At 33.2% G+C, this 13,449-nt stretch carries 9 protein-coding genes; 3 read left to right on the plus strand and 6 right to left on the minus strand.

Annotated features, from left to right (window positions below):
• Positions 1 to 16: 16 nt before the first annotated feature.
• The 3 genes from IPM51_00180 to IPM51_00190 are packed head-to-tail and all read right to left on the minus strand — an operon-like array spanning position 17 to position 4,662.
• Complete coding sequence (locus IPM51_00180; protein MBK9282724.1) at positions 17 to 2,101, minus strand: hypothetical protein; 2,085 nt, start codon at positions 2,099 to 2,101, stop codon at positions 17 to 19.
• 21 nt (positions 2,102 to 2,122) lie between these two features.
• Positions 2,123 to 2,623: a hypothetical protein gene (locus tag IPM51_00185; protein MBK9282725.1), complete on the minus strand. Its 501-nt coding sequence runs from the start codon at positions 2,621 to 2,623 to the stop codon at positions 2,123 to 2,125.
• The gene (locus tag IPM51_00190; GenBank protein ID MBK9282726.1) at positions 2,620 to 4,662 is read right to left on the minus strand and encodes a lipopolysaccharide biosynthesis protein; all 2,043 of its coding nucleotides are present in this window, start codon (positions 4,660 to 4,662) and stop codon (positions 2,620 to 2,622) included. Before IPM51_00190 ends, IPM51_00185 begins: the two co-directional genes overlap by 4 nt.
• A gap of 659 nt (positions 4,663 to 5,321) precedes the next feature.
• Between IPM51_00190 and IPM51_00195 the strand changes: the two genes are divergently transcribed.
• Entirely contained in the window at positions 5,322 to 8,468 is a 3,147-nt protein-coding gene (locus tag IPM51_00195; protein ID MBK9282727.1) for a discoidin domain-containing protein, read from the plus strand.
• Positions 8,469 to 8,725: 257 nt separating this feature from the next.
• Here IPM51_00195 and IPM51_00200 read toward each other — a convergent pair whose 3' ends face one another.
• Positions 8,726 to 9,952, minus strand: a complete 1,227-nt coding sequence (locus IPM51_00200; protein MBK9282728.1) for a hypothetical protein — start codon at positions 9,950 to 9,952, stop codon at positions 8,726 to 8,728.
• 724 nt (positions 9,953 to 10,676) lie between these two features.
• Here IPM51_00200 and IPM51_00205 point away from each other — a divergent pair.
• Together IPM51_00205 and IPM51_00210 are read left to right on the plus strand one after the other, a co-directional pair.
• Positions 10,677 to 11,432, plus strand: a complete 756-nt coding sequence (locus tag IPM51_00205) for a DUF5060 domain-containing protein (protein ID MBK9282729.1) — start codon at positions 10,677 to 10,679, stop codon at positions 11,430 to 11,432.
• A complete protein-coding gene (locus IPM51_00210) occupies positions 11,429 to 12,286 on the plus strand; it encodes a DUF4038 domain-containing protein (protein MBK9282730.1) in 858 nt (285 codons plus the stop codon). Before IPM51_00205 ends, IPM51_00210 begins: the two co-directional genes overlap by 4 nt.
• An 83-nt stretch (positions 12,287 to 12,369) precedes the next feature.
• Here IPM51_00210 and IPM51_00215 read toward each other — a convergent pair whose 3' ends face one another.
• Positions 12,370 to 12,966: a hypothetical protein gene (locus IPM51_00215; protein ID MBK9282731.1), complete on the minus strand. Its 597-nt coding sequence runs from the start codon at positions 12,964 to 12,966 to the stop codon at positions 12,370 to 12,372.
• 20 nt (positions 12,967 to 12,986) lie between these two features.
• On the minus strand, positions 12,987 to 13,449 hold a 463-nt coding region (locus IPM51_00220), incomplete at its 5' end, for a hypothetical protein (protein MBK9282732.1).

A 13,449-nucleotide genomic window follows, 5' to 3' on the forward strand; every position in this document is an offset into this window, starting at 1 on the left:
TTATTATTTCTTAGGACTATTTCTCAGTTAAATTTTTAGTACCGGGAATTTTATAAAGTAATGTCTTCCCGTCAATACTTTTATTATATAAAAACTTCTGATACTTAATTAACATTGAGTCCAATTCTTTCACTCTCCACATGGTGTTTAATAATAACCAAACTCGCTGTTCACTCGTATCAATTAAGGTATTCAAATCCGAATAGCAATATAATAGCTTTGCGTTTGTCCATCTTTCCTTTGTGCCATTAGATACTGATTCTCCTGAGAATTCGATTCCTCGGTAATCGCGAAAAATATAATCTAATCTTTTTAAATAATACTCGCTGGGCTGCTCATTGGTTATGATGATGTCGCTTTCACTCGATTCATTATCTACCAAATCTGCAGGGGTTTCACTATCCCACCTTGGATAGTAATGTATAACCATCGGGAGATTTTGATTCGTTCTGAAATTTATTTCTTTGGAATCAATGTATACAAGATGCTTTAATTCAAAATCTTCAGAAACAATGAGTATGGGGACTACTGCAAAACTGAAAACCACTGTATTTATATATTTTCTTTTAAGAAAAACCCCAATAATAATTTTAAGACCTAATAAGGCCAAAAGCATAATCAATGGGTACAAAAAGAAAAAATAACGCGTATCGAAATAATTTAGATTTAATATGTTTTGCATCAACACAAGAACCAGTAAAAGAAAAAGAAGGAATCTAATTTTTAGCGTATGGCCGACGTAATAATTTTTAATAACGTAGAGGAATAAAGCTCCAATTAAAATTATGTAAATGGCAGTTGCGAACGGAATGGTTTCGCGGAAAAGCACAAAAGTTTCATAAAAATAAGGGTAGTTAAGTGAATCCTTGAAAACTAATTTCAAACCGTAAAGCACTCCTGATATTTGTTCATGGGGATAAAATTGATGCCATGTATTAGTCTTGAGTACAAATACGACCCAGAAAAACAGATTAATAATACTTGCAAGAATTAAATATCTACTAGCCCTAGAAGGAAAAAACTGCCAACCCCCACCTTCGATTTTCTTTCCGACAATTTTTAAATTATTTAATTCTAACCAACCAAGCATTAAGAATATTAATATAGAAACAATAAACAATCCCAGTAGATTAAGAAAAGATAAAGTCAGCAATAAACCAGAAGCTGTTAAGAATTGGATAGACTTAGACAGGTTTAATATTTTATAAAAGATAAAAAGATTAATGAATAAAAGAAATACTGTCAGGAAAAGCCATGTTGAGCTTGATAATGCACTTTGAATTAGCAGATTTGGCGTTCTAAGTATCTCAGTTGATTTTAGTGATTTCTGATAATCTATAACATCCGGCGGCAAAATATTATGCTGGAATAAAGTTCGGAAATTGAATGTGAGAAATATATAAGCAAAAATAAAAATTATTAAACACACAAAGATCTTTGACAAATACTGCTTATGATATTGAATTGAAAACGGACTAAAAGTCTGCTTCTCTCTATCCCAAAAGATCGGGAGGAAATTTAAAATAACTAAGAATATTGAGCCCTCATAAACGAAAATGCTGAAAAAACTAAGTATCCACAGCCACTTGAATGCCTTGTCATTAAATTCGAAAATGTATTTATAGAGGAAATATATGTACCAGACAAAAATAGTCTGAAACATTGTATACATTCTTGCGAAACGTGCAAACTCAGTTTCCCACACAGAAAAACAAAAAACAAAAACCAGAGCTGCGGCTAATGCCCGGCTCGATACTTTTTTTCCCAATAAATATATCCCCGGAATAGCTAAGAGATTTGCAAGAACAGGAATTATTCTTGATGCAAATTCGGCTTTTAATCCTATCAAAATAAGCAGTGCCGTCAAATATTGCTGCGGCAGTGCCCTCACATAATAACCTCCTGCATCCCATTGAGGCAAGCCATATTTCATGATATTTTCAGAAGATTTTACAATATAATATTCATCGACAGCAAGAGGCCAGGTACCAAGTCCCTTTAACCTGATGATGATACCAGCAATTATTGAAATAATCAAAAATATATAGAAATATAAATCACGCTTTTCTTTTATTCTAAGGGATGAAAGATTAAAATTCATAAGTCAAATATTAATAAATTATTATTTAGGTTTGAATTTACTTCGATATTTCATTTGAAATGTAAGTTTCAATTTATCTTCGCTCCAGAAAAGATATAATTTTTTAATTGAAAATATAAGCGAATGAAAATAGTATTTAGAGTAAGAAATGAATTTGGAAGTATGAAATATTAATGCTGCTATTCTTTTAGGATAAATGTGTATAGTACTTTGAATAATTAAAAACCTAGCATCTGACTTACGCAATACTGACCTTATACTTCTTTTCCTATCTCCACCAAAATCTTCTTTAGTCCAAAAACCGTGGTATAAAATGGAATTTGAAAAAGAATATGTTTTATGAATAAGATCTTTTTCAGTTAAGTATAACCAGTACAACGTATATTCAGTCCAAGGAATAGATGATGAAACCGATAATAAAAATTCAGCTGATTCATTTACTAAATTTCTTGATGCAATTTCATTAAAAAGTTCAATACAAATATCTTTGTATAAAATTTCGGGTGTAACGCCAATCATCATTGCATTTTTTTCAATGGAAACATCGCTTTTAATATTTTTTTGCTTGCAAGCCACCAATCATAATGCTTTGATGCAGCTTCCTGCTGAAAAATAGGTTTATCATTTGAGAACAGATCATTAAAAGAAGTTGGTTTGATAAGCACAACATCTGAATCCAACGTAATAAAATACCTTGTGTTAATAATCTTAGCCGCTACTAATTTTAGAATCTGCTGTTTGTGCCATCCTGACTCATCAGTTAAATCAGGGATTAATTCATCTTCAGTAACTATGCGAATAGAAAATCTGCAAACCTTTCTACAACACTTTTCAACCAACTCTTTATCATCTGGCGGGACTATTATTAGAAATTGAAGTGTTTCTTTGTCTATCCAAAATTTTTCAAATGAAGGTAATAATAGCAATCTTACACGATCAAGGTCGGATGATACTGACTTAGTGTCAATTCTAATAGGTAATACCGCAGTTAATCGAGCTTTAGAGAATGATTGATCTGATGCCGGAGTTAACACTTTTAATTCAACTGATTGCTCCTGATTAAATTTATAATAGAATTTTGTAAAAGGTATAGGTATGAATTTTCTATATTTTTCCAAAAGCCACTCAAACGTATCGCCCTTGATAGAAGCCGGCATAAACACTAGTGCTGAAAGGAACACAATCGCATTTATAAAAACAACAATAAGAAGTTTAATTTCGTTGTGATCACTATTTAAAAAAGTTTCAACTAGAAAAAATAGCAATAAATTAACGACCAACATTAGAACTAAGTTTGCCAAGCCAGGAACCATGGCTTTGAAAAATTCCTTCCACGTGGAAGCTATGATTCTAATTGAAAGCCAGCTTTGTGCTGCGAATAACCATAAACTAGCAATGAGAATTGATAAAGCAATCCCTTCAATTCCAAATTTAACGGCAAATAATGCACTGCCTCCTAATATTAGGAAATATATGAGCTGTTGAAAAGCTTCCACATAAACTTTACCAGTCGCCTGAGCCAAAGCACCGGAGTAAGGTAGAGAAGTCCTTAGAATACCTGCTAAACCCAATATCTGAAATGATGTTATCGCGCCTTCCCATTTTACACCGTAAAGCCCTTTTATAACGTATTCGGCAGTTACTATCATTGATATAAGTATTGGATACACAAAATATGAAACAGTCTTAATTGTTCTGAGATACGCCACTTTCAATTTTTGCGGATCATCTTGAACTGCAGCAAATGCAGGGAAGAGAACATTGTAAATTCCCCCCGTAATTTTTGTTAATGATTCCTTCATTAAATTAAGAGCTCTTGTGTATACACCCAACAAGTGAGAATTAAGTAATTTACCTATTATTAATAAATCCACATTAGAGGATGCATAAAAAATTAGATTGCTTAAACTAATACCGCCACCGAATCCAGCCAGATCTTTAAATTCTTGCTTTTTAATTAAAGGTTGGACATTTAGAGGTATTTTCAGCATAATGATTATAGCAGATATAACTGCAGATGCAATTCTGCCATACACTAGGCTCCACACACCAAAATCAAGAAAAGCCAGAGTTGAACTTATGAGACCATACCCGAGTACCATAGAGCTAAAATCAATTTTTAGGATATATTTAAAATCAAGTTCCCTTCTAATTTGACCGTAGCTAACCGTAACAAATCCCTGAATAATAAATATAGATGATAGACTTCGTATAATGGATACGAGCCTTTCCTCTTCATAAAATCCGGCGATATAAGGTGCTGAGAACCAAAATATAACATAGACAACGAAGCTTGAAATGACTGTGATGGTGGTTGCAACTCTTATATGCTCTTTCGTGAGATCTTTTATTCTTTGAACGGAAGATCCCATACCAAGTGTAACAAAAAGTTCTGCTAGCCCGATAAAAACATAGGTCATTCCTAAAAGACCAAAATCTTGAGGGGCAAGCAGACGTGCCAGTATAATGCCTACAACGATGTTAATAACCGCCATCAGGTTATTACCAATAAAGCTCCAATTCAATCCGGAAATTGTTTTATCTGTAAGGGTTTTGGACATTTAGGGAATTGTTGAATGATGAATTATGAGTGTTGAGTGTTTAATTCTGAATGATGAATTATGAGTGTTGAATGCTGAATTACAGGGCGATGTTTTATTGGATCAAAAAATCCGGGCACAGCTTCGCCACATCAGTCACATGAGAGAAAATTTTTTGTCCCTTATTTGAATTGACAGCTTAGTTGATTACTCAATTAGTTTTAACTGACTTTGGAAAAGTCGTAATGGATTCGACATCGTAATTCAAAAGAAGATTTTTCCATTTTTATTAATAATGTTTTTGGAGGATATTCAGTACAAAAATTTTGCATAGAAGACCTTTATAAACACTATTTCATTCGCCCTAAATATCACAAATATTATGCCTCAAAAAAATGCATTATGAAGAAATTTGAATAAAAAGGACTAAAAATGAAGCTCATAAAGTACCAAAATGATAAATTTTACCGGATCATGAGGTTACGTAATAGGTATTACAATAAAGGGGGATGGAATCTTTAATATTATTATTATATTTGTTCAAGCAGCCAAAGAACAAGTAAAAAAGTCAGGTAAATTTAACGATAATTTATTGAGACATAACTAATAAATAAAATGGATGAAATAAGACAAATGGCATATGGTTTGAACTTTTTAGTCCGCCCAAAGCGGAGCAAAATATGATTATCAAATTAAGAATGGATGTTGTTATGTATAGAATGAGAATAGCTATCTTTTTATCTTTCGCATGTTTAATTTCTCTCTTTCCGCAAACCACCTATTACGTATCCTCTTCTCAAGGTAATGACTCGAACAGCGGTACTTCCGAGAACTCACCTTGGAAAACCATTGGTAAATTAAATTCAAGAAGCTTTAATCCTGGTGATAATATTTTATTTAAAAGAGGAGATCAGTGGGCCGGTTCTGAATTAATTATTAAAAATAGTGGTACTTCTGAAAATAGAATTATTTTTAGTGCATATGGAAATGGCAAAAAACCAATATTAACGCTGAAAGCCGAAATTAACAAGACATGGAATCAATATAATTCAGAAGTTTGGTATATCACCACACCCATACAAGCCATTCCAATTGAAAGGATGTGGTTTAATGACCTGGAGAAGGAACAAGCAAAATCTCTCACAGGGGATAATTGGGACGGGACATTTGGAATTTGTCCGGAACATCCTTTCTATCATAACACTTCAGAAGGAAGACTCTATGTTTATTCAATTATGAATCCCAGCACATATTATAGCACAATAGAATATCAGGGTGGACTTTTGGATGAACAAATTGTAGAACATACTGTTCAACTTGTAGATGCCGATTATGTTACGCTAGATGGTTTAGATATTCAAGGCGGAGGATATGGTGCTTTGGGATTAGCCGGTTCAGACTATAGTTTAATTAAAAATTGTAATATAGGTAAATACAGCAGTAGAGCTGGAATATTTGCGAACTCGAGTAGAATAAGTAAACTTGCAAATGACCAGACTTCGGATCATGGAGAAATTAGCAATTGCATTATAGATAGCGACTGGAACTATACTCTTAAGTTTTATACCTCGTTAACCCCTTATGGTATTCTTATTGGCTTTGGTGCATCAAACTGGAGAATAAATGGGAATTACATTAAAGATTGGTGGTTTGGGATATATTCTGGCGGAGCGATAGGTCAAGTATCCCTTTATCATAAAATATTTTCTAACGAAATAGAATCTCCCAATTTTTCTTACGGTAAAGGTATTCAAGTCTACACTTGGAACGATCCAGAAACAGGTGTTTATGTATGGAGTGAGATTTACAATAATTACATACATAATATTCGTGGAGCAGGAATAGCATTGGGATCATCTGGTAATAAAGTATATTTTAATATAATTGACAGTGTAACTGTATCCGCGTGCCCGGAAAAGGGAGATCAAGATAATACAGGAATGGGTATTGAGATACAACATGAAGACTATAATGTCACCATGGATGATAATTATATATTTAATAATACTTTCTATCAATTAAATAGATCAGCACTAAATTGGAGTTATCCTTTTAGTTTCAATAACCTTTTTTTGAACATGCAGATGGTAAATCCACTCAATTTTGTGGCAATTAGTCAATCAAGTGCACTAAGGGATATAAAAAATAATTTATTCTTTAAGACCGGTTCAAGTGTATCATCATATTTTGTTTATTTATTTGACCCAAGTAAAGGGTACACAATAAATGGACTTAACGCCCTTGGGGGAACAGTTTCTGGAAATATTTATCCTGAAGGACATACACTACTGCAAATAATGAATTCAGATTTTACTTTACCGAACAGTAGCCCTGCATTAAACTCAGGAATTGACATTTCATCATTTGTTCCGGAAGGATTTACAGATAGAAATGGAAATGTTGTAAATAGAACAAAACCCGATATTGGTGCAGTTCAACATTTTACGGGAGATACATCTCCACCAACACTGGTAAGCGGTACATTATTGGATTCCACAAAATTATCACTCACATTTTCCGAACCGTTAAGTTCACTTGGGATTGCCACTTTACTAAATTATTCAGTATCTGATGGAGTTGTAGTCTACTCTGCGGAATTGAATGCTAATCAGACTACGATTGTACTTACTACTTCACCCCATACTTTTGGTCAAAATTATTCTTGCAGTGTTTATAATCTGCAAGACCAATCGGGTAATTTTCTATCTACGTCCAATAATTCAATAACGTACTTTAGCATATTTGATCGCCCTTCAGTTGGATATGTAAACAAATTAACAATTACTAAAGTTACAGCCTCAAATATGGATGAATCGCCGGAAAAAACGATTGATGGAGTGTATTATTCAAATGGAGGAGAAGCTGATTCACGCTGGAAAGCAACTCCGCTCCCTCAATGGTTAGTGTATGACTTGGGGGCAGTTAAACAAATAAGTATAACCAGAATCTCATTTTATGGTTTTCAACAAAACCGAATCTACAATTACAGCATTTCTGTTTCAAAAGATTCAGTAAATTGGATCGAAATTGTGAAAAATGCCGCTTCCTCAAATCAAGAATGGACTGTAAACATTTTTAATCCCGTTGAAGCGAAATATTTAAAATTAGAAATCACAGGCAATAATCAAAACGATTGGGCAACAGTCTGGGAAACTGAAATTTGGGGTTCATCTTCCGTGCAGGCTCCAATACAAATAAAACCAAAAGTATTTTTGCAAGGTGCTTACGAAAATGGTCAGATGCGTAATAACCTCCGTGGTTCAACCCTTATACCGCTAAATCAACCTTATACATCTGCCCCCTGGCATTACAATGGATACGAAAGTGTGCCAACAATTCCAAATGATGTAGTTGATTGGGTGTTAATCGAGCTGCGGAGCGATATTTCTTCCGCGGCTACAGCAAAAAGAGCAGCTTTTGTTAAAAAAGACGGGACTATTGTTGATTTAGATGGTCAAAGTCCAGTTAACGTTTATGGAATAAGCAGCGGGAGTTATTACTTAGTAATTGCACACAGAAACCATTTAAAAATAATGAGTGCAGATAAAGTTGCCTTAGCAGAATCTTCTGCGCTTTATGACTTTACTATTTCACCAAGCAAGTCTTATGGAAACGATCTGGCAAATCTTGGAGAAGGTAAATATGGTATGTATTCAGGCGATGCTGACGCAAATGGTATTGTAAATGTTCTTGATTACGGTATTGTTGGAAACATGCTTTTTCAAACCGGTTATTTAGCTGGTGATCTTGATTTGAATGGGTCTGCAAATGTTTTAGATTACGGAAAAGCTAACCAGAATTTATTAAAAGTTTCTAATGTGCCATAAGCAGTTTTAATACATATAAAGATAGTCTGTAAGATATATCATCAAAGATTAATGGCACTTACCTGGCTGATAAAGACTTAAGTGCCTATTTTATTTCATCCACTTCCAATATTTAAAATCTAATAATAATAGAAAAATTTAAGTGGATGAAACTATAATGAAGGTTGTATTTAGAAACAGTAGTTATTCTCTAACTAATCGTTGGTGTTAAAGCAGGCCTTATTATTCTATATTGCGAACACATTTCAATCTTTAGGCTATAAATTGAATCCACTTGTCTTATATAAGCTAAAATAGAAAATATAAAAAAGAGACACGAGGTAAAAGAATGTTAAAACAAGATTTTCAAGTAATTTTTTTTCCCTGAGCTCAGAATTAAATATGAGGAATATGAAAGGAACAGAAATAAATATATGTGTTGCCCCCAAAACTGTACTACTAGAGAAAGCAACTAAAAAACCTAAAATAGTATACTGCAAAAAAGAAGAAAAGTTATCATTAGCTTTTGAAATGATAACGACTACTAACATCATCCCTGCTGCTGCAAGTAAAAACATGCTTATTTCATAAGGAAATTGAAGATATTTTTGTAATTGCGTACATAACTGAGATGCTACTCCAGTGATTACATTTGTACCCTGGATTTCGGAATGTGCTGGCACCGAAAAGTAAATAATGGGTAAAAAAAATAGAAGGAGTAAATACTGAGACTTTAAGAACTTCTTTAAATTAAACATTACAATAAAGGTTCCTATTAAACCATAATTAGCTAAAACACCTGTTAGATGAATAAAACTAGGTGTCAATTTATGCTGTTGAAAATTTGGATGAGTCAATCCACCCCAAAATAAAAAAAGTATAATCGCGGGTAATAAACTTAAGGATTTATATAATATACCTCTTAAAAAAAATGCATAATCCAACTTATTTTTTATTAATTGATTTAATTCATGAAGAAATATGGAGAATATAATTATGAGCATCCACTGCTGACATAGTATTGACAATCCCCAGAAGATATGAGCTACAATGATTTTACTTTTTTTGATGCTGAAAAAATAAAAATATATGCCAATAACCGCGAATAATAATCCATAATTTCCCGAATAATAAACAAAAGAATTCCTCAGTAAGTATGGATTTGATACAAGTAATAAAACCAAAACTAAGGGATCGTTTCTTAAACCCAAAGAGATTTTATAAAAGTATATTATTAAAATAAGTAATATTAAGTAGTTTAATATTCTTAGTAAATATATAGAATCATTAATTTCATAAAGTATTGACCCCAAAACATATGGCAATGGTGTATATGCACTACTATAAGAAGAATTCCTATCAATGATATTTGAGACTGAGATATTGGCTACATTAGGATAGTGATAATATTTTTCATCACCCCAACAGGGTGTTAAAAAGATTGCGATAAAAGTTGATAATAATAATAGTATTAAGAGTATAAATGTTATTTTATTTATTTTCATGAGAAAATGAGTAATTAAGTGAGAAATATTGTAACAATTTGGATTTATTATTCAATTTATTTTTGATATGCAATAATTTTCTCATATCCGATATAAATGCATATAATTTTCTGTTAAAATAGTGATTAATGTACTTTAAATCATACTTACTTGTGAATTTAAATATGAAAAATCTGATATGGTTGATTGAGAGGCAACCGGTGAAAAATAAAAATGGGTTGAAATACTTTAAGTTATTTTTAATAACTTTCATTGTAGTGCTACTTCTTCTATATGTTGGTACGTGATAATAGTATAATTAGAAAAAAAATTGATACATTAGACAATCATTCGGTTGAATTGCACAATACTTCGGTTAAGATGATGGATCAAATATTACCTAATTTAAATACAAAATGACACGACACGGCAGATTTACCATTCAAGACTAAATGTTGCGATACCTAAGTATTACATAATATAATTGCAAATTTTGAAAGTGGTGAAGCAGGTGAATAAAGCGGTTTTTTAACAGTTGATTATGGAATCCGAATTGCTTTAATTATGTCAATTTCAATGGAATGTTTTATGCCACAGCTTATTCCTCAAACTCATTGGATTTGACTTAGTTTTATTGTCAATTTGATAGAGCAGCATGCGAAGTATTATTATTGAACTGGGACTGCTAAAAAAACATTTTACATAATAGCTGACAACAAAGACAGGGATTTCGTTTGGAGTAAATATGAAAAAGATCATTTTATTTGTGACCATATCATCTATAATTCTGTTTCTAGTATTCTCAGCAGAAATGTTTTATCTGGACAATGATAGTGCTCCCTTAAAGCATGATTTTGATAGTATGGACACTACGATTCCTCAAATAGAGTTATATTCTGTTTACGAAAGATCCTTTAATCAATCGGATTCTTATAAAAATCCGTATATTGATTTAGATGCAAATGTTATATTAACATCTCCCTCGGCTGCTGTAGTTACCTTACCGATGTTCTGGAATGGCGGAACTGAATGGAGATTTAGATTTAGTCCATATTCTTATGGAGTTTGGACATGGGTTATTAATTCAGACGATGCCGGATTAGATGGACAGAGTGGTTCATTTGAATGTATAACCTCAACCAACAAAGGTAGTTTAATTGCTGATGCTTCATATCCATATCATTTCAAATATCAAAATGGTGATAGAATTTGGTTTTTAGGCGACACTCAATGGAATTTATTCAGAACAATTCCTTATGATTCGTTGGACACAGAAACCGTAAAACAATATATTGATTTAAGAGCTTCACAAGGATATAATGTAGTCCACTTTGTTACTAATACAGACGAACAATGGCTTGATGTTGAACAAAACGATATGGACACGTTAAATCTAACATTTTTCCAAAATGGTGATGAGAGATTAAGTTATCTAAACAGTAAGGGAATTATTGGTGGATTATTGGTTTCATGGGCAAGTGAAAAAGGTGATGGTACTTGAGAGATTGGGAAAACTTTGGCAGTCAAGATGATAGAGTAAGGTACCTTAGATATATTGTTGGAAGATATTCTGCTTATAACATTTACTGGATTCTTGCAGGTGAATACGATGAAGCACCGAGCATAGATTTTAACAGCTTAGGAACTCAATTAGCAAGACATGATCCTCATGATAGAATGATAGCAGTTCACACAACTCATAGTTCGGAGGAATTTGCGGATGCTTCATGGAGCGGGTTTGGGGACTATCAACAAAGATATTATGATTTAGAAAATTTACATGCATTTGCATTAGCTTCTAGAGATCATAATAAACCTATTGTACAATCAGAGTATGCTTATTACTTATGTGATAGAGACAGTAATGGTCAAGTAGATTACTTAGACGAAATAATGCCGTGGACTCGCAGGCAAGCATGGAATATTGCAATGAGCGGAAGTTATTTTATTACAGGATTTGGTGCAACTGTGTTGGGCGGGTTAAGACACGATTGGGCTTTTACTGATATGAATCATCAAAGATATGATGATTGGGAAGAGCAGGTCGGTTATATAAAAACATTTTTTGAGGATTTGGAATACTGGAGGTTAACACCCAATGACGCTTTAATAACAAGTGGAACAGGGACTCATCACGCATTATATGAGGTCAATTCTGTTTACATTATTTATGCCTATAATGAGGTCATTTCATTTCAAGTTGATTTAAGTGATGCCGAAGGTTCATATGAGGGAAAACGGTTCGACCCAAGAACCGGTAATTCAACTTCGCTAGGTTCTTATATTGGAGGTGATACAATTACCATTTCTGTACCTGATACCAATGACTATTGTTATAAATTTACCAGAATTTAACTGGAACGTGGTTTATATTCGGAAAATGATTTTGTTAAGGTAGTCACAATTACCATAAAATCGCATTCACTTTGGCCTTAGTCTCAAAATCCATAATAAATTGAAAACGAGAATTCCTTTATTTGCTTATCATTAAACGAACCATCGTTTTGCTCACTGGATATATTTGTCGACTTAAATCTGGATTCAATATTCAGTTCGTGCAATAATTCATATTTCAAATTAAGACCAAAATATTTATAGTTATTTCTTAAGCCAAATAAAAAGTCGGGTTGATAATTATCTGTGTACTGATCACTATAATCCGAGCTCCCCCTTCGAATATATGCTCCCCAAAGATTCACTTCTAAGCCACGTATAATCCGATACTTCGTATCTATATAAATAAGGTCTGAGTTATGTCCTATCCAATGCCCCATTAAGAAAGATGAATTTGTATATGTTTGCCCAGGATCATGATGACCATACACAAATGGATTGATCCTCGTGTACTCTGCGGAAAAAGTTAAATTATCTACTGGTAAATCTGTAACGGATAATCCGAGTGTATATCCTAATTGGGTTCTTTGCCGCCGCTCCGTAGCACCGCCATAAGTCGTATTTATGAATAAAGAGCCGTTTATTCCGCCAATTGTCAACTCATCAATGAAAAGAGTTCCGTAAAAATGTGTATTACTCAAATGATCCTTCGAGCTGAGTGTTATAAATATTTGCTGGTTTGCATCGCCAGGTTTATTAATCTATCACTGATAAACTCATCAGCCAAGTAATAAAACATAATGGGCATTAAATATAAAATTTCCAGCTCATCACTGTAAACAACAGATTCACCAATCGAAATATCCAAACCCCTGAGTGGTGTTATGGTCAAAGAATGCCACGCAAGGTATTTGTCTCTATAAATATTTCTGTTATATGCCGCAAGATTAACGGAATCGATTATATTTGATGAGAGCCACGCATGGAAGTATTTAAAGCTAAACCAGTCTACCGGCTTTATGTCTAGGCGGATAAACGGAAAAGAAGGGGCCTTATTAGAGAGGACAAGATTGCCAAATTTAGCATAACCATATTCAATGAAATCTTTTGCAATTACCACATTTCCCCATCCCCAATCTGCTGATATTGATGACCTTACATCGGTGTAAGCTATATCTCTTCCG

The sequence above is a fragment of the Sphingobacteriaceae bacterium genome (assembly GCA_016715905.1).
Taxonomy (GTDB): Bacteria; Bacteroidota; Bacteroidia; order B-17B0; family Aurantibacillaceae; genus Aurantibacillus.